We start from the raw sequence: 15800 nt of genomic DNA, 5'->3' as shown, positions 1-15800 counted from the left end.
CGTTCCTTCAGGCAAAAAAACGCCCGCGCATGGCGGGCCTGTTACGGCGTTGCCGGCTACAGCCGGTCCTCGGCATAGATGCCGGCGCTGATCACCGCGCCGCCGATGCGGCGCTTGCCATAGAGCACGCCGACCGGATGGCCCTGGGCGATGGTGTTGACCGGGCCGCCGAAGGCATAGCTGGGGGCGTTCTCGGGGGCCTCTCGGCCCTTCAGGCCCTTGGGTTGGGGGCTGAGCATCTGCATGACGCCGCCCGCCAACATGCTGACTCCAACGGTTACTAGGAACGAACTGGTTCCACCGGAGAAGAACGTCGTGAATCCACCCACGACAATCAAGGCAGCCCCCAGAATCGTCTGGAAAAGCCCCGCCTGCTTGCTCCCGATCACCAACGGCACGATGCGGATATCCTCGCGTCCGCGCATGTCCAGTTGCTCGCCGGACAGGTTGGTACGCCCGCGGAACACGGCGAAGGTCAGCCCTTTCGACTCCGCCTCGCGCATGAACGTCTCGAATCCCTCCATGGTGTGCTTCAGGGCACTCATCGCCTCGCGTACCGTGCCGCTTTCCAACAACCGGCCGTGCATGCGGCCGAAGCGCTTGCCCAGAACCCCGTATAGACGGATGGTGGTGAGGCCCTGACTCAGGGTGTCACTCATGGACCTGTTCCTCTCGTGAAGAGCCGATTCCGACGGCTCGCTTGAATATGTCGTTCACTGCGGCATCTGCGTGTGCCGCAAGACCAGGCGCGTGCGTTCGATCCAGGGTCCGCCGAACACGTCGCGGGTCGACAGCCGTCCGTACAGGTGGTGCAGCAGGAACGGTCCGTCGCCGCCGAGCGCCTGGACCGGCTCGCTGTCCAGACGCCAGTCATTGCCCAGGTAGATGCCCGCGTGGTTAGGGTGCAGCGCCCTCCCGACCTGCATCACCAGCATGTCGCCGCGGCGGATTCCGGCCAGCGGCACCGGCCGGAATCCGGCCGCCGCATAGTGCTGCTCGTAGAGGCTCTCGCCGGTTTCCCACCAACCGTCGCGGCGCGGATAGTCCGGAAGCTCCAAACCTGCCTCGCGGCGGTACCAGTCGCGACAGAGGCTCCAGCAGTCGAGCACGCCGTGGGCGAACTCGCGGCCGAGCAGCGGCGCCCGATAGCCCTCCGGCGCTAGATGCGCGACATCGCCTTCAGGCCAGGACAGGATCACCCAGGGCAGACCATGCAGTTCGCAACTGACCCGATCGGCCATGCTCGGCGTGGCCGGAACGTCCGGGTGGCTGTGGACGATGGCCAGGACCTCGCCCTGGTCCTCGGCAGCGCACCAGTCCTGGTGATCGATCACGAAGTGCTCGCTGGGCGATCCGGCTGCGTTGCGACAGGCCACGTAGCGGCGTTGACGCACACCGCGAACGATCAGCCCGCAGCATTCGCGCGGATGCTCGCGGGCGGCGTGTGCGGCGATGGCCCGCTGCAGGCTGCGGCTCAGTTCCATGCTCACATCCTGACCAGGCCGGCGCCGGCGAAGCCGCCGTGGGACAGCGGGTTGTCCGCGCCGAAGCGCAGCTTGCAATCGCTGACCCGGCCGCCGCAGCGGTCCAGCGCCGGATCGTCCACCGGATTGCCGTCGGCATCGAACATCGCCGTGCCGGTGTAGTTGCAGTCCTGCCCGCGGTACTCGTTGGTGATGCACCAGTGGCACAGCGAGGTGATCTGGCGCGCCGGGATCTGCTGGCCCTGGAAGTCCGGCGGAGCGGACAGCTCCCAGGTCACCTGGACGCTGTTCTCGGCGGTCTTCTGCTCGAGGAACCAGATGTTCAGGCGCTCCTGGGAGGGGTCGGCCTGCGGGTTGCCTTCGGCGAAGTTGGCCGCATCCAGGTAGTGCGCATAGGTCTCGCGCACGGTCAGGCGCGCGCCTACCAGGCCATCGAAGAACAGGCAGAGCGCGCTGATGCTGCCGTCAATGTTGCCCACGCTAAGGGTCGGCGAACTGGCCCGGCCGTCGCCGCGCTGCTCGAAGCCGCGCGCCTCCAGCGGCCAAGCTTGGTAGACGTTGCCCTGCCAGTGGATCGGCCCCTGCTGCAGGTGGCCGTGGAAGCGCAGCATCTCGCCGCCGAACCCGGTGCAATCCAGGTCGAACAGGCGCACCAGCGCCCCAGGCTCGAGGGCCTGGTCATCGGCTGTGATGGTCATGCTTACCTCACGGATTGAAGACTTGCTGGAAGGTGGTGTTCAGGGTGAACACGCCGTTGCCGCGCGGTCGCAATTGCCAGCCCTGGGCGCGCACCCGTACCGGTTCGCCAGTGGGCAAGGTCCAGAGGAACGAGCGGTAGCCGCCGTGGCGCTTGAGGAAATCGCGGATCGGGCCGATCAGCGCGAGATCGCCGGTACGCGAAACCTGCCAGGTCTCGCTGAGGTTGTTCAGCCCGTCGCCGAGCGCCTGGCTGTAGCCGCCGCCGTACTGCACCTGGCGCACCAGTTGGTTCGCCTGGCCGGCGGAATCGATCGAGATGTCCCAGGTAAAGCGTTCCAGATCAGCCATTCACCATCCTCCATACCAGGCCGCCGGGGCGCAGCTCCTGCGCCACCACGTTGCGCGCGGCATCGTTGATCATTCCCGCCAGCTGCTGTCCCGTACCGTCGTCGCCGCTGGCCGTCGCCGCGCCCTCGCGGCCGCCGCCCAGGCTGACGCTGGTGGAGAAATTGAAGACGTTGCCACCCTCGCCGCCGCCGAGCGCGCGCACGCCGAGCACGCCATCGGAACCGCGACTCAGCGGCATGATGGCTTCCGGCCCACGCTCGCCGATCAGCGCCGGACGACCGCCGGCCATGCTGAACAGCGCCGGCGCGCTCTGGATGCCATCGTTGAAGGCGCCGCCCCTGGCGAACCCAGGCATGCCTCCGGCGCGTTGCTTGCTGACCCAATTGGCCATGTCCGAGCCGGTGTAGTCGGAAATCCGCGAGCCCGCCGTTGCGCCGCTACCGAAGAACCCGCTGACCGCACCGACGATGCCGCCGATGATCTGCAGCGTCGCCTGCCGCGCGGCGATCCGCGCCATATCCTGGATCACCGAGTCGGCGAAATCCTTGAACGACAGCTTGCCCGTGGTGGCAAAGGTGAACAGGGCGTTCTCCATATTGGTGAAGGCGTTGGTAAACAGCATGTCCATCATTCCCGAGACGTCCTGCGCCTGGTCGCGCAAGCTCGCCCAGGAGGCGTCCATCTGTTCGACCCAACTGCCCACCGGCTTGCCAGCGCTCGCCGAAGCCCCTCCAGCCGATACCTTGGAACCGTCCCCGGTCTGCCCGGAAGCAGTGGCCACCATCGCGCCGACATCCATCGCCGCTGCCGGCATTGGCGCGGCACCCTGGGCCGCGGGAGCGCCCGCAGCCGCTTGTCCCGCATCTGCTCGGGCCTTTTCCAGTAGCGAGGTATAGGGCTTCTGGCTGGCCAGTTGCGCCTCGGTGATGCCGGCCTTGCCATTCATCCAGCCGAACAATCCGTCCAGCGCGAGCATTGAAAGCTGCCGCGCGGCGATCCGAGCGACATCGTCGATCACCGTCTTGGCGAAGTTGCTCAAGGACAGCTTTCCGCTAGTGGCGAAATTGAACAGCGACTTCTCGAGCTTCTCCGACGCATTCCTGAACAGCTCGTCGGTCATCCCGGAGATATCCTGCAGCGGCGCGCGGTAGGCGCCCCAGACACTGTTCATCTGCAACAGCCACTGCTTGAAGACCTGCGACTGGAGCGACGGCTGTTCCTTCTCGTCGTCGCCAGCCTTCGCCTGTCCCTTGCCCGCCTTGTCGTCGACCTTGGGCTTCTCGGTACCGACGCTGGCGACCCAGCCAAACAGCCCGTCCAGCAGCATCAGGGTCATCTGCCGCGAGGCGAGGCGCGCGGCATCGGCGTAGGCGGCCTTGCCCACGTTGGCAAGCGACAGCTTGCCGGTCTCGCTGAGATTGAGCAGCGCCTTGTCGAGCTTGTCGGAAGAGTTCTTCAGTAGTGCTTCGTTGAGCTTGGACAGATCCTGGAGTGGTTCGCGATAGCTCTTCCAGGCTTCGCCCAGCTCCTTCTGCCGGGTCTTCCACTCGGCCAGTACCTTGTCCTGGGCGCTCTGCACAGGCTTCTTGGCCTGACCCGCCTGGCGACTGGTCCTGCCCAGCATGTCCAGCGCCTGGTCCAGCACGCTACTGGCAATCAGTGCCGAACTGTCCAGGCTTTTGCCGATAGCCTTGCCAGCTTTTTCCGCGCGCGCCTCCATGGCACGCATTTTCTGATCGTTGATCCTGCCAACCTTGTCCATCCCGGCCCTGTACCCTTCGCTGCGAAGGACCAGGTCGAGCGTCAGGCTGCCGTCGGTATTCGTGGCCATGATTCATGTCTTCCAGAAAAAGACCCCGCCGCAGCGGGGTGGCCTGTCATGCCCATTGATCCATCGCCTGATGCAGCGAAAGGGGCTGGAGAGCCATATGCGGACGGAACGCGTCGGGATCGGCGTCCGCCCCCAGCGCATGCCCGAGCAACGCAGCGATCCGAGCCAGCGCAAGCTCCAGCCGGTGTCCCGGATGGAGCGAGCCGCGCTTGTTCAGGTAGGCGACCCAGGCGCGGTACTCGGCGTAGCTGAGCCGCTCCTTGGCCTCGGCAATGGTCGACCCGCCGACGCCGTTCAGCACCAGTTCGTGCCAAACCTCGTCGGCGGGGGTCAGTTTTTTTCCGCGTCCTCGACCCGGTTGACCTCGCCGACCGCCTGCAGCAGCAGGAAGCCCAGCGCCGGGTCGAGGTCGTAGGCCTGTTCGTAGGTCAGGCTTTCCTCTCCCGTCTCGCCCAGGCGAATGCATTCGGCGAGGTAGCGCGCGTTGCGGCTCTGCAGGTCGCCTTCGGCGGAGAACAGGCGCTCCACCGCGCCAAAACTGTTGCGTCGGACGAACACCTGGAAGGTGTCGCTGACCGCCTTCTTCCTGCCGGCGGGAACGCGGGTCCAGCTAATCTCCTTGCGCACCAGCGCCGACTCGATGAAACCGCCCGCCGCACGAAGTTCGTTGAGATTCATCTACGCGCTCCTCAAGCCGACTTCGGCGTCCACTTGCCGGCGCCGGAACGCTGGATGGTGGCCTGGGTAGCGACCAGCGTGTTGCTGGCGAAATCGAAGGGGAAGTCGCTGACGTAGCCTTCGAAGGTGAACCAGGTGCGCGCCGGCGGCAGCACGAAATCGTCGCCTTCGGTGCTGACGGTCGGCTTTACGTCGATTCCGTCGGACCAGCCGATGGCCCACTTGACGCTCGTCTCGCCATCTTTCTCGGACAGTTGGAACAACCGAACGTGACTGGCCAGGCGTGGATCGGCGTTGATGCCGAGGGTCGCCTGGCCAGGGGTGCACAGGCCTTTCTTGTACTTGCGCGAAGTGTCGCTCAGGCACGGGTCTTCGATCTGGTCGGCCGGATTGCCGCCCGGGTTGAACGAGGTCACGCCTTCGATCTCCAGGACGGTAGCGGCACCGGTACCGGATACCGGCGGAACCAGGGCGTAGATCTGGGTACCTTGAGTCAGGATGGACATGGAAAACTCTCCTTTATGCACATGAAAAGACCCGCACCAGGCGGGTCGTCTGGCCCCGTCCCCAGGACAGTCGGCCGTGGCGCGGTACGCGGTCGGCGAGGAGCCTCCACGTCCCGAGCCGTTGTCGGATGCAAACGAAAAAGCCCGGCACACGGGCCGGGCTCTGAGGTTGCAGGTGACATCCCTTGGGGGGACACACCTGTACAAGCATGACTACGTTGTACCGGCCGATTCCCGGCTCGACAACGCTGCGGAATCAATACACGGCAATATGCGCCGGACACACGTCCATCGACGTCCATATGCGCCCAGTGTCTCAGCGGCAGGCACGCAATGCCGCCTGCAATTCGAGTTCATAGCCCTGCCGCTGGCGGCGCTCGGCGAGCAATGCGCGAACCTTGGCCTGCAGCGAATCGCCGGCCTTCAGCGTGGCGCCGGCCCAGCTCGGCGGGCGCACGTCAGGTACACGGCAGGGCACTGCGAGGGGAACCTCGACGCGCACGGGGCGAGGTGTCGTCGGCGAGGCTGCGCAGCCCGCGAAAAGCAGACAAAGCCCCAGCAGGAGACGAGTCATAGTCCCAGCTCCCGGTCGATCGCCGCACCTGCCGCCTGGCAGTCCACACCAATGTCGGGTTCCTGGAGCAGACGCACGGCCGCGGCATACTGCTCCGCGGCCTGCGCCCTGGCCTCGCCGAGTGCCTGCTCGACGTCCTTCGCGCGCGTCTCGGCGCTCGCCCGCACCGCCGCCAGCGCGCGCTGCTGCTCATCGAGCAAAGCCTCGAGCTGGCCGCTGGCGACGCGGCTGGCAGTGAGTTGGCCCAGGGCCTCCTCCAGTTGCGGACGATAGTGGCGGGCAACCAGGCCGCCGCCGAGCAAGGCGCCGGCCAGCAGGACCAGCAACACGGCCGGCAGGAGCAGAGCGAGCCGGCTCATGACAGCACCACCCTGGCCCGCTGCCACAACGCCAGGCGCTCCGCCTGGCCATTCAGGCCGCCGTTGATGCGGCGGGTGATGGCAGCGAACTCGCCGCGGTCGGCCAGCTCGTTGAGCCCGTGACCGGCCCACCACCAGGCGGCGCTGCGGGCCGCCGGCACGGGCTGCTCCAGGCGCCAGGGCTCGGCTTCCAGCGGCTCGCCGAGGGCCTCGCCGACCAACCGGTAGTTGGCACGCCCGGTGATTTGTAGCAAGCCACGCCCGCGGAAGCGCCAGCCATCGCCGGACGCTTCGTCGCCATTGCCGTTGCGCGTGGCGTAGGTGTTGTCGGCAATCGCCTGCGGATTGCGCGCCAGCCGCAAGGCCAACGCGTTGGGCTGCCCGTCGGGGCCGAGATAGCGGCTCGGCCAGGTCGCCGCCAAGCCTTGGGCACTGTAGTTGAGGTTCTCCACCAGCCGGGTCAACTGGCTGCTTTCGTGGCCGACCTGGGCGAGAAACGCGGCACGCCGCGCCGGTGTGTCGATCTCCCTCTCGTCCATGGCCCGTTGCAACGCCGCAACGAAAACGCCCGCGACGAGGCGGGCGTTGGGAAAAATGCGCAGCAATTGCTGCTCGGTCAGTTTCATCGATCCTCCTGGCACTTATGTCCGCTCATGCGGCTCCTCCTCGGGCAGCTCGCAAACCCCCAGGCGCCGGGCGGCCCAGCGTTCGTAGAGACCGACGGCGATCTCCGCGCCGGCCGCGGCGGTCAGGCTGCCCAGCGCCGCGGCGAACAGCAGCGCGGCGCCGCAAGCCAACGCCAGCAGCATCACCGCCACGCCGCAGACGATCGACGCGCCGGAGCGCAGCGCCAGGCGCCGCAACAAGGCCCAGCCGCCGAGACCGGCCTTGTCGGCACGCCACATCTCGCCGCTGACGCCGCCCAGCGCGGCGAGCAGGATCAGTACCCAGAGCGGCATTTCCGTCAGTGTCTGCGGTTCGTTGCCCATGGGTCCCTCCTTGGCAGGCAGCGCCGGGCACGTCCGCACGAACGTTTTCCCGGCCAATAAAAAACCCGGCGCCAGGGCCGGGTTCCGGTGCTTCACGAGTGCCTCCCTGGGGACGCACCTTTACAAGAATGACTACTTTTTACCGCCCGATTCCCAGCCCGGCAATGCCTTCTCGACAATCCACTGCAATAGGAGGGAGACGCACCACGATATGAGGGTGATATACCACCCTGGGAACCTTCGCCAGGCATCCGGGCAAGCGCATCCCCACTTCCGATATGGAAAAGCCCGGCATCGACTGACGAAAAGGATGGCTACGCCAGCCCGACCCCGCCTCTACCGTGCAGGGTCCGCTGCTGTGCATGGGGCTCGCCGCCTCCATGGGCGACAGGCATAAAAAAACCGGCCCGAAGGCCGGTTGGAAAATTCCAGGGGGGACCGGGATCCGGTCCAGGAACTCAGGCCGCCCGTCGCAGCAGGCCGTCCTGGATACCTTGGTGCGCCACATGCAGGCGCAGATAGAAGGTGTTGCGGCTGCAACCGCAGTGACGGTACTTCTGCTCGGGGAAGCTGTCGCGATTGAGATAGTGCTCCACCACCACGGTCTTCAGTTCCTCGGGTAGGCGATTTACCAGACGATCGACCTCCGCCACACGGTCGAGGATCACCCGGCTGCCACGGTGGCCGCGGACCACCTCGCCCTTGCTGGCGATCAGCATGGCGATCAGGTTGCCGCCGGCGTAGCCGCCTCCGTTGCTGCCTGGCGCGTGCATTTCCTCGGCCCAGAGCTTGAGCATTTCATCGATGGCTTTGATCACGGTCGTGTCTCCTTTCACTGCCCGCGAGGGCTCGGCATGAGGTCGGTTCAACGGCGCTCGTGGCGGTCCTGGCAGTCGATGCAGCGACTGCAACCCGGTGCCGCCCGGCGGCGCGCCTGGGGAATGGGCTCGCCGCAGTCCTCGCAGTCTTCCGCGGACTCGCGGATGGCCAGCGCCGGGCGCGCCGCCAGGAGGCCGTCGAGGCGAGCCAGGACCAGTTCGTTGGCGTGATCGGCAAGGTCAGCCATGGAAAGCCTCCCTGGCGTGCCCGACGCCCGACGGCCGAATGGATGGAACATGACAGATGCGCGGCGCCGGTTCGGCGACCTGCGTTCCTCTGCGCGGAAATGGCGAGTGCGTATCTCGCGACATGGCAATGACTCCCTGTACGACGCCGCCGTACCTGAAGCAGGTCGGCGACAGAATGAATGAGCGGGACGGAGCGTCTGCATGGACGGCGCTCCGGCCCTCCAGGTGCCGGAGCGCTTTCCCATAGCCCCGGCACCCAAGCAGTCGGCACCTGCATCGTCGGTCACCGACAACCGGGTGCGTCCCTGCACCCATGTGAAATCTCTGAAAGGCGGGTGGGAAGTTGTGGAACTCACCCCTTCCGCTTTCTGACGGAAGAGAAATTACAACCAAAGCTATTTATCGTCAACACCTAGGCTCTTTACAGAGAATCCATCGGTCTGTAGATTGCCGAACATGGACAAGAGCACCCAGATCCCGCCCGACAGCTTCGCCGCTCGCCTCAAGCAGGCCATGGCGATGCGCAACCTGAAGCAGGAAACCCTCGCCGAAGCGGCAGGGGTTTCGCAGAACACCATTCACAAGCTGACCTCGGGCAAGGCCCAGAGCACCCGCAAGCTGATCGAGATCGCGGCGGCCCTGGGCGTCTCGCCGGTCTGGCTGCAGACCGGCGAAGGCGCTCCAGCCGCGCGCAGTGCCGTGTCCGTGGCCGATGGCAGCCCATTGGTGCTGGAACCGCTGCATCCGTGGGACAGCGACACACCGCTGGACGAAGACGAAGTGGAACTGCCGCTGTACAAGGAAGTGGAGATGTCCGCCGGCGCCGGACGCACTGCGGTACGCGAGATAGAGGGGCGCAAGCTGCGTTTTTCCTATGCCACGCTGCGAGCCTCGGGCGTCGATCCGTCGGCGGCGATCTGCGCCCAACTCACCGGCAACAGCATGGAACCGCTGATCATGGATGGCTCCACCATCGGCGTGGACACCGCCACCACCCATATCACCGATGGCGAGATCTACGCCCTCGAACATGACGGCATGCTGCGGGTGAAGTTCGTCTATCGCCTGCCCGGCGGCGGCATTCGGCTGCGCAGCTTCAACCGCGAGGAATACCCGGACGAGGAGTACTCGCCGGAGGACATGCGCAGCCGCCAGATCAGCATGATCGGCTGGGTCTTCTGGTGGTCCACCGTACGCCACCGGCGCGCCCCGTCCCTGGTGCGGTGAGCGCCTGGCGCTCGCCCGCACTACAACTCCAGCTATTGCACAGAAAAACAACCTGAGCTATATTTCCTTCAACGACGCGTAGCCGCAGGAGGGAATACCGTGCAGCCAACCATCGCCCCTACCACTCCAATTCCACGCCAGGAAACCGTGGAATTGGTCTACCGCATCTTCGGCGACGTCCTGGTGCCGCTGGAGCAGGTCCGCGAACGCTGGTTTCGCAACCTGAACAAGGAAAACTTCAGCAAGGCCCTGGCATGCGGGCGGATCGCCCTGCCAGTGACGACCCTCGACGATAGCCACAAGGCCATGCAGTTCGTGGCCCTCGATCACCTCGCCGCCTACGTCGACCAGCGCGCGAACCAAGCCGGAAGCGCCCGTCGAGCACAGCCAGGCGCGGACAGCATCGCATCCTGAGCGGCCCGCCGTTGCCAGCATCGTAGGGAGCGACACCATGCTCCGCCTGGCGGATATCGCGTCGCGATATTCGCCCTACGAAAGCGGTTCCGCGTAGGGCGAAGCCAATGCGAGGGTCCAGCCGGGCATAAAAAGGCGGATGGCGCAAACGCCATCCGCCTTCTTTTCTTCCGCCTCGCGCCGTCTTACTCGACGCTCTGCTCGGCCAGCGCCACGGCGCGGAACATCGCCCGGCGCTTGTTGATGGTTTCTTCCCACTCCAGCGCCGGCACCGAGTCGGCAACGATACCGCCGCCGGCCTGCACGTGGAGTTCACCGTTCTTGATCACCGCGGTGCGGATGGCAATGGCGGTGTCCATGTTGCCGTTCCATGCCAGGTAGCCGACCGCGCCGCCGTAGACTCCACGCTTGACCGGCTCCAGCTCGTCGATGATCTCCATGGCGCGGATCTTCGGCGCGCCGGACAGCGTACCCGCCGGCAGGATCGCCCGCAGCGCGTCCATCGCGCTGAGCCCCTCGCGCAATTGCCCGGTGACGTTGGACACGATGTGCATGACGTTGGAGTAACGTTCGATCACCATTTTTTCGGTGACCTTCACCGCGCCGATGTCGGACACCCGCCCCACGTCGTTGCGCCCCAGGTCGATCAGCATCAGGTGCTCGGCGATCTCCTTGGCGTCCGACAGCAGATCCTGCTCCAGCGCCAGGTCGGCCTCTTCGTTGATCCCGCGCGGACGGGTACCGGCGATCGGGCGCACCGTCACCAGGCCATCCTCGACCCGTACCAGCACCTCCGGCGAGCTGCCCACGACATGGAAGTCGCCGAAGTTGAAGAAGTACATGTAGGGCGTCGGATTGAAACAGCGCAGCGCGCGGTACAGGTCGATGGGCGCCGCCTTGAATTCGATGGACATGCGCTGCGACGGCACCACCTGCATGCAGTCGCCGGCCAGGATGTAGTCCTTGATCCTTCCTACCGCGTTTTCATAGTCCTCGCGGGTGAAGCTGGCACGAAACGCCGGCTCACGACCCTGGGCCGCCTCGAGGTCGAGGCCGCGACGCGGGGTGATCGGCTGGCGCAGACGCTCCAGCAGCTCCTCCAGACGTGCCTGGCCGCGCTCGTAGGCATTTTCCTCGGAGGGATCGGCGAGGACGATGGCGTGGATCTTCCCGGCCAGATTGTCGAATACCACTACGGCATCGGACACCATCAACAGGATATCCGGGTTGCCCAGCGGGTCCGGGTTCGGACAGGTGGCCAGGCGTTTTTCCACGTAGCGCACGCAGTCGTAACCGAAGTAGCCGACCAGGCCTCCATCGAAACGTGGCAAGCCGGGCACGGTGGGCACCTGGTAGCGCGCCTTGAACTCCTCGACGAAAGCCAGCGGGTCGGCGCAATCGAAGCGCTCGGTTTCCATGCCATCGATGCTGATCCGTACTTGATGGTCGTAGACCCGCAGCACCGTGCGGCACGGCAGGCCGATGATCGAATAGCGCCCCCATTTCTCGCCGCCCTGCACCGACTCCAGCAGGTAGGAGTTCGGCGCGTCGGCCAGCTTCAGGTAGATCGACAGCGGCGTGTCGAAGTCGGCAAGGGTCTCGAAGGACAGCGGGATGCGGTTGTAGCCATCGGCGGCCAGCCGCAGGAATTCTTCGCGATTCATGATCAGCCTCATCGGAGGAGAGAACGGTCAACAGAGTGCAAACGCGCGCCGGCTATCCGGCGGAGGATGATGTCAGGCGCGCCAGCGCCAACGCGCCAGGGCCTTGATGACCTTCATCCAGAGTTTGCTGACCGCCACGGCTTGATCTCGCTGGTCGGAGGGGGAAAGGGAGTCGTCCGGCAACACTATCTCAGCGGCCTGGTCGGCGCAAGGCAGCAGGTCGCGCAGGTTGTCGATGACCAGGGTGGGCGCTTCCTCGGCGATCGGCCGGCCGTGGTTGTAGCCATAGGTCAGCGCCGCGCAGCGCACGCCGGCAGCTTTGGCGGCGAGCACGTCGTTGCGCGAGTCACCGACGAACAACGCATCTTCGGGCTCGATGCCGGCCATCTTCATCACGAACAGCAGCGCCGCCGGGTCGGGCTTCTGCTGCGGCAGGGTGTCACCGCCGATGATCCAGCGAAAATAGCGACCCAGCTTCATCTCATCCAGCAGCGGAGCGACGAAGCGCTCCGGCTTGTTGGTGATCAGCGCCATTTCCACGCCGTTGCGCTTGAGCCACTTGAGGGTGTCGACGACGCCGGGGTAGACCTCGGTGAGCGCATGACTGTCGGCATAGGCCTCCATGAACAACGCCAGCGCGGCTTCGGTTTCCTCCTCACCGATGCCGTCGTGCTCGATGCTTCCGGCCAGGGCGCGACGCACCAGGACGCGTGCGCCGTTACCGATCCACTGGCGGACCTTCTCGATGCCCGCCGGCGGCCGCCCGAGGCTGGCGAGCATGCTGTCGACCGCGGCGGTGAGGTCGGGAACGGAATCGACCAGCGTGCCATCCAGGTCGAACATCACCAGACGCGGCAGGCGCGTGGCGAAGAACGGCTCCGCAGCGCTCATTACTGGTGCGCCTGGGCCAGTTCGGCATGCATGGCGCGGATGACCTCGGCGTAGTCCGGGGCGTTGAAGATGGCCGAGCCGGCGACGAAGGTATCGGCGCCCGCCGCGGCGATCTCACGGATGTTCTTGACGTTGACGCCGCCATCGATCTCCAGGCGGATCTCGCGACCGGAGGCATCGATCAGGGCGCGTGCCTCGCGCAACTTGTCGAGGGTACCGGGGATGAATTTCTGCCCGCCGAAGCCGGGGTTGACGCTCATCAGCAGGACCATGTCGACCTTGTCCATCACGTACTTCAGCACCTCCAGCGGAGTGGCCGGGTTGAACACCAGGCCCGCCTTGCAACCGCCGTCACGGATCAGTTGCAGGGAACGGTCGATGTGCTGTGAAGCTTCCGGATGGAAGGTGATGTAGGTGGCGCCAGCTTCGATGAAGTCGCCGATGATGCGATCCACCGGGGACACCATCAGGTGCACGTCGATCGGCGCGCTCACGCCGTACTTGCGCAGCGCCGAGCAGACCATCGGGCCGATGGTCAGGTTCGGCACGTAGTGGTTGTCCATCACGTCGAAGTGAACGATGTCGGCACCGGCGGCGAGCACCTTGTCCACGTCCTCGCCCAGGCGGGCGAAATCGGCGGAAAGGATCGACGGAGCGATGGCGAAGGGTTGCATGGCGCACCTCAAAGGGGATCACGGAAGGCGCGCATTGTAGCCGTTATCGGTTTTTGGCGGTGAAAATGACGACTTTTCGCCGCAGCAGCCGACGCCCGGACCAAGCCGGGCGCGCCCTGCGCCTCAGCCGCCGGGTTGTGCGGTACGCATCTTCTCGCTGCGCCCGCGCAGCCATTCCAGGGTCAGCAACAGCAGTACGGAGAAACCGATCAGCAAGGTCGCCGCGGCGGCAATGGTGGGGCTCAGGTTCTCGCGAATGCCGCTGAACATCTGCCGCGGCAGGGTGGCCTGCTCGGGACCGGCGAGGAAGAGGGTCACTACCACTTCGTCGAACGAGGTGGCGAAGGCGAACAGCGCGCCGGAAATCACTCCCGGAGCGATCAGCGGCAGGGTCACCCGGAAGAAGGTGGTCAGCGGCGGCGCGCCGAGGCTGGCGGCGGCGCGCACCAGGTTGTAGTTGAACCCCTGCAGGGTCGCGGAGACGGTGATGATCACGAACGGCACGCCGAGCACCGCATGCACCACGATCAGCGACAGGTAGCTGTTGCCGAGCCCCAGCGGAGCGAAGAACAGGTAGCTGGCCACGCCGATGATCACCACCGGCACCACCATCGGCGAAATCATCAGGCTCATCACCAGTGCCTTGCCGCGGAACTCGCCGCGGGTCAGGCCGATCGCGGCCAGAGTGCCGAAGACCATTGCCAGCAGGGTCGCCGCCGGAGCGACGATCATGCTGTTGGTCAACGAGCGCATCCACTCGGCGGACTGGAAGAAGTCGGCGTACCAGCGCAGGGAGAACCCTTGCAGCGGGTAGACCAGGAAGGTGCCGGAGTTGAACGACAGCGGCACGATGACCAGCACCGGCAGTACCAGGAACAGCAGTACCAGGCCGCAGAGGATGCGCAGGGAGTAGAACCACAGGCGCTCGACCGGGGACATGTAGGGACTCAGCATGACTCGCTCTCCAATGTGTTTCGTGCGGATCCCCCTCTCCCCGCCCTCCGGGCAACCTTTTTTCCGAAGGCAGAGGGGAATCGGTTGGCCTTCTCGGAAGGCCCTCTATCCCAGGCGCAGGCGGCTGGCGCCCACCAGCCAGCTGTAGACGACGTAGAGCACCAGGGTGGCGAGCAGGAGCAGGCCGCCGAGGGCGGTGGCCATGCCCCAGTTGATGGTGCTGTTGGTATAGAAGGCGACGAAGTAGCTGACCATCTGGTCGTTCGGGCTGCCCAGCAGCGCCGGGGTGATGTAGTAGCCGATGGACAGGATGAACACCAGCAGGCAACCGGCGCCGACGCCCGCGACGGTCTGTGGGAAATACACCCGCCAGAAGCTGGCGAACGGGTGGCAGCCGAGGGAAATCGCGGCGCGCATGTAGCTCGGCGAAATGCCTTTCATCACGCTGTAGATCGGCAGGATCATGAACGGCAGCATGATGTGCACCATCGCGATGTATACGCCGGTGCGGTTGAACACCAGTTGCAGCGGCTGGTCGATCAGGCCGAGCTTGAGCAGCGCGCCGTTGATCAGGCCACCCGATTGCAGCAGGACGATCCAGGCAGCGACACGTACCAGGATCGAGGTCCAGAACGGCAGCAGGACCAGGATCATCAGCAGGTTGCTCTTGCGCGTCGGCAGGTTGGCCAGCAGGTAGGCCAGCGGGTAGGCCAGCAGCAGGCAGATGACGGTGATCACCGCGCCCATCCAGAAGGTGCGGGCGAAGATGTCCAGGTAGATGGCCTGGTCCGGGGTGGCGCGCGCCACTTCGCCGAGATCGTCGATCCGGTGGTCGAGGGCTGCGAGCAGGTAATAGGGCGTATAGCTGCCGGCGTTGCGGCGGATCACCTGCCAGTAGGCGGGGTCGCCCCAGCGCTCGTCGAGCTGCTCCATGGCGTCCTTGTAGGAAGCGGGCTCCTCCTTGAACGGCAGCTTGCGCGCGGTCTTCGCCATCAGGCTGCGATAACCGGCCAGTTCCATGTTCAGGCGCTTGGAGAGATCGCCGATGGTCTGGTTGCGACGAGCCTCGGCGAGATCCTGGCTGAGCGCCTTGTAGACGGCGTCGGCCGGCAGCGACTTGCCGTCCCAGGCGGAGATGGCTTCTACCGTCAGCGGCAACGAGCGAACCACTTCCGGGTTGGACACGCTCTTGTAGAGCAGGGCGGCGATCGGCACCAGGAAGGTCAGGACCAGGAAGGCCAGCAGGGGCAGGATCAGCGCCTGGGACTTCAGGCGGTTCATCCGCTCGGCGCGCGCCAGGCGTTGCTTGAGGGTGCTGCCGGCGGCCTGGGACATGGGCACAGCTGTGGCCATAGCGAACTCCGGAAAAAAAGCGGGCCGTCGGGAGCGACCCTGGAAAGTGTGGAACGGTAGGAGGAGCCGCCGCGCGGCGGCCCCTCCG

Annotated in this window: 21 protein-coding genes; 2 read left to right on the top strand and 19 right to left on the bottom strand. The window is 65.7% G+C overall.

The genetic code is table 11. The features are described 5' to 3' along the window. Positions 1 to 56: 56 nt before the first annotated feature. The 14 genes from LJF27_RS20760 to LJF27_RS20695 all read right to left on the bottom strand — a co-directional run bounded on the left by LJF27_RS20760 (position 57) and on the right by LJF27_RS20695 (position 8534). Positions 57 to 659, bottom strand: coding sequence for a tail assembly protein (locus tag LJF27_RS20760; RefSeq protein ID WP_003117974.1), 603 nt, complete (start codon positions 657 to 659; stop codon positions 57 to 59). A gap of 54 nt (positions 660 to 713) precedes the next feature. Next, positions 714 to 1484 (bottom strand): C40 family peptidase, encoded by a 771-nt coding sequence (locus tag LJF27_RS20755; RefSeq protein WP_003117973.1) that lies wholly within the window; start codon positions 1482 to 1484, stop codon positions 714 to 716. A 2-nt stretch (positions 1485 to 1486) separates the two neighbouring features. Further along, positions 1487 to 2182 (bottom strand): phage minor tail protein L, encoded by a 696-nt coding sequence (locus tag LJF27_RS20750; protein ID WP_003117971.1) that lies wholly within the window; start codon positions 2180 to 2182, stop codon positions 1487 to 1489. 7 nt (positions 2183 to 2189) lie between these two features. Further along, complete coding sequence (locus tag LJF27_RS20745) at positions 2190 to 2531, bottom strand: phage tail protein (RefSeq protein ID WP_003113186.1); 342 nt, start codon at positions 2529 to 2531, stop codon at positions 2190 to 2192. Continuing rightward, positions 2524 to 4362, bottom strand: a complete 1839-nt coding sequence (locus LJF27_RS20740) for a phage tail tape measure protein (RefSeq protein ID WP_003117970.1) — start codon at positions 4360 to 4362, stop codon at positions 2524 to 2526. The genes LJF27_RS20745 and LJF27_RS20740 overlap by 8 nt, the downstream gene beginning before the upstream one ends. A gap of 46 nt (positions 4363 to 4408) precedes the next feature. Continuing rightward, positions 4409 to 4663: a hypothetical protein gene (locus tag LJF27_RS20735; RefSeq protein ID WP_003113188.1), complete on the bottom strand. Its 255-nt coding sequence runs from the start codon at positions 4661 to 4663 to the stop codon at positions 4409 to 4411. Between the two features lie 29 nt (positions 4664 to 4692). Further along, a complete protein-coding gene (locus LJF27_RS20730; RefSeq protein WP_003117969.1) occupies positions 4693 to 5040 on the bottom strand; it encodes a phage tail assembly chaperone family protein, TAC in 348 nt (115 codons plus the stop codon). A gap of 11 nt (positions 5041 to 5051) precedes the next feature. Further along, complete coding sequence (locus LJF27_RS20725) at positions 5052 to 5546, bottom strand: phage tail tube protein (protein ID WP_003117968.1); 495 nt, start codon at positions 5544 to 5546, stop codon at positions 5052 to 5054. 316 nt (positions 5547 to 5862) lie between these two features. Continuing rightward, positions 5863 to 6120 carry a hypothetical protein gene (locus tag LJF27_RS20720; protein ID WP_003118919.1) on the bottom strand — a complete coding sequence of 86 codons (258 nt, stop codon included), beginning with the start codon at positions 6118 to 6120 and terminating at the stop codon, positions 5863 to 5865. Continuing rightward, positions 6117 to 6479, bottom strand: a complete 363-nt coding sequence (locus LJF27_RS20715; RefSeq protein WP_003117967.1) for a hypothetical protein — start codon at positions 6477 to 6479, stop codon at positions 6117 to 6119. Before LJF27_RS20715 ends, LJF27_RS20720 begins: the two co-directional genes overlap by 4 nt. Next, complete coding sequence (locus LJF27_RS20710; RefSeq protein ID WP_003117966.1) at positions 6476 to 7105, bottom strand: glycoside hydrolase family 19 protein; 630 nt, start codon at positions 7103 to 7105, stop codon at positions 6476 to 6478. Before LJF27_RS20710 ends, LJF27_RS20715 begins: the two co-directional genes overlap by 4 nt. Positions 7106 to 7120: 15 nt before the next feature. Continuing rightward, positions 7121 to 7468 carry a phage holin family protein gene (locus LJF27_RS20705; protein WP_003117965.1) on the bottom strand — a complete coding sequence of 116 codons (348 nt, stop codon included), beginning with the start codon at positions 7466 to 7468 and terminating at the stop codon, positions 7121 to 7123. A gap of 458 nt (positions 7469 to 7926) precedes the next feature. After that, positions 7927 to 8286, bottom strand: coding sequence for a hypothetical protein (locus tag LJF27_RS20700; RefSeq protein WP_003085135.1), 360 nt, complete (start codon positions 8284 to 8286; stop codon positions 7927 to 7929). 47 nt (positions 8287 to 8333) lie between these two features. Then, the gene (locus LJF27_RS20695; protein ID WP_003085132.1) at positions 8334 to 8534 is read right to left on the bottom strand and encodes a TraR/DksA C4-type zinc finger protein; all 201 of its coding nucleotides are present in this window, start codon (positions 8532 to 8534) and stop codon (positions 8334 to 8336) included. Between the two features lie 457 nt (positions 8535 to 8991). Between LJF27_RS20695 and prtR the strand changes: the two genes are divergently transcribed. Together prtR and prtN are read left to right on the top strand one after the other, a co-directional pair. Continuing rightward, positions 8992 to 9762, top strand: a complete 771-nt coding sequence (gene prtR, locus LJF27_RS20690) for a transcriptional regulator PrtR (RefSeq protein WP_003109047.1) — start codon at positions 8992 to 8994, stop codon at positions 9760 to 9762. 99 nt (positions 9763 to 9861) lie between these two features. Continuing rightward, positions 9862 to 10176 carry a pyocin genes transcriptional regulator PrtN gene (gene prtN, locus LJF27_RS20685; RefSeq protein WP_003085128.1) on the top strand — a complete coding sequence of 105 codons (315 nt, stop codon included), beginning with the start codon at positions 9862 to 9864 and terminating at the stop codon, positions 10174 to 10176. Positions 10177 to 10361: 185 nt separating this feature from the next. On the opposite strand, the gene trpE is transcribed toward prtN, so the two are convergent. The 5 genes from trpE to LJF27_RS20660 form a co-directional block, all read right to left on the bottom strand. Further along, positions 10362 to 11840 carry an anthranilate synthase component I gene (gene trpE, locus LJF27_RS20680; protein WP_003085126.1) on the bottom strand — a complete coding sequence of 493 codons (1479 nt, stop codon included), beginning with the start codon at positions 11838 to 11840 and terminating at the stop codon, positions 10362 to 10364. 72 nt (positions 11841 to 11912) lie between these two features. Continuing rightward, positions 11913 to 12731 carry a phosphoglycolate phosphatase gene (locus LJF27_RS20675; protein WP_003099532.1) on the bottom strand — a complete coding sequence of 273 codons (819 nt, stop codon included), beginning with the start codon at positions 12729 to 12731 and terminating at the stop codon, positions 11913 to 11915. Beyond that, complete coding sequence (gene rpe / locus LJF27_RS20670) at positions 12731 to 13405, bottom strand: ribulose-phosphate 3-epimerase (protein WP_003085122.1); 675 nt, start codon at positions 13403 to 13405, stop codon at positions 12731 to 12733. The genes LJF27_RS20675 and rpe overlap by 1 nt, the downstream gene beginning before the upstream one ends. A 123-nt stretch (positions 13406 to 13528) precedes the next feature. Then, positions 13529 to 14359 carry an ABC transporter permease gene (locus LJF27_RS20665; protein WP_003099535.1) on the bottom strand — a complete coding sequence of 277 codons (831 nt, stop codon included), beginning with the start codon at positions 14357 to 14359 and terminating at the stop codon, positions 13529 to 13531. A 105-nt stretch (positions 14360 to 14464) separates the two neighbouring features. Next, positions 14465 to 15712: an ABC transporter permease gene (locus LJF27_RS20660; protein WP_003459412.1), complete on the bottom strand. Its 1248-nt coding sequence runs from the start codon at positions 15710 to 15712 to the stop codon at positions 14465 to 14467. Positions 15713 to 15800: the final 88 nt, after the last annotated feature.

It is taken from the genome of Pseudomonas sp. 203-8 (assembly GCF_020708595.1).
Lineage (GTDB): Bacteria > Pseudomonadota > Gammaproteobacteria > Pseudomonadales > Pseudomonadaceae > Pseudomonas > Pseudomonas aeruginosa.
The sequence above is the reverse complement of the archived record's forward strand: the minus strand, read 5'-3'. Positions and strand labels throughout refer to the sequence as shown.

Excerpts from the sequence above, each read along its gene's own strand:
- LJF27_RS20705 (WP_003117965.1), bottom strand. The coding sequence starts at position 7,468 with ATGGGCAACGAACCGCAGACACTGACGGAAATGCCGCTCTGGGTACTG.
- LJF27_RS20665 (WP_003099535.1), bottom strand. The coding sequence starts at position 14,359 with ATGCTGAGTCCCTACATGTCCCCGGTCGAGCGCCTGTGGTTCTACTCC.
- trpE (WP_003085126.1), bottom strand. The coding sequence starts at position 11,840 with ATGAATCGCGAAGAATTCCTGCGGCTGGCCGCCGATGGCTACAACCGC.
- LJF27_RS20760 (WP_003117974.1), bottom strand. The coding sequence starts at position 659 with ATGAGTGACACCCTGAGTCAGGGCCTCACCACCATCCGTCTATACGGG.
- LJF27_RS20660 (WP_003459412.1), bottom strand. The coding sequence starts at position 15,712 with ATGGCCACAGCTGTGCCCATGTCCCAGGCCGCCGGCAGCACCCTCAAG.
- prtR (WP_003109047.1), top strand. The coding sequence starts at position 8,992 with ATGGACAAGAGCACCCAGATCCCGCCCGACAGCTTCGCCGCTCGCCTC.
- LJF27_RS20755 (WP_003117973.1), bottom strand. The coding sequence starts at position 1,484 with ATGGAACTGAGCCGCAGCCTGCAGCGGGCCATCGCCGCACACGCCGCC.
- LJF27_RS20675 (WP_003099532.1), bottom strand. The coding sequence starts at position 12,731 with ATGAGCGCTGCGGAGCCGTTCTTCGCCACGCGCCTGCCGCGTCTGGTG.
- LJF27_RS20745 (WP_003113186.1), bottom strand. The coding sequence starts at position 2,531 with ATGGCTGATCTGGAACGCTTTACCTGGGACATCTCGATCGATTCCGCC.
- LJF27_RS20730 (WP_003117969.1), bottom strand. The coding sequence starts at position 5,040 with ATGAATCTCAACGAACTTCGTGCGGCGGGCGGTTTCATCGAGTCGGCG.
- LJF27_RS20720 (WP_003118919.1), bottom strand. The coding sequence starts at position 6,120 with ATGACTCGTCTCCTGCTGGGGCTTTGTCTGCTTTTCGCGGGCTGCGCA.
- LJF27_RS20725 (WP_003117968.1), bottom strand. The coding sequence starts at position 5,546 with ATGTCCATCCTGACTCAAGGTACCCAGATCTACGCCCTGGTTCCGCCG.
- LJF27_RS20740 (WP_003117970.1), bottom strand. The coding sequence starts at position 4,362 with ATGGCCACGAATACCGACGGCAGCCTGACGCTCGACCTGGTCCTTCGC.
- LJF27_RS20710 (WP_003117966.1), bottom strand. The coding sequence starts at position 7,105 with ATGAAACTGACCGAGCAGCAATTGCTGCGCATTTTTCCCAACGCCCGC.
- LJF27_RS20750 (WP_003117971.1), bottom strand. The coding sequence starts at position 2,182 with ATGACCATCACAGCCGATGACCAGGCCCTCGAGCCTGGGGCGCTGGTG.
- rpe (WP_003085122.1), bottom strand. The coding sequence starts at position 13,405 with ATGCAACCCTTCGCCATCGCTCCGTCGATCCTTTCCGCCGATTTCGCC.
- LJF27_RS20695 (WP_003085132.1), bottom strand. The coding sequence starts at position 8,534 with ATGGCTGACCTTGCCGATCACGCCAACGAACTGGTCCTGGCTCGCCTC.
- LJF27_RS20715 (WP_003117967.1), bottom strand. The coding sequence starts at position 6,479 with ATGAGCCGGCTCGCTCTGCTCCTGCCGGCCGTGTTGCTGGTCCTGCTG.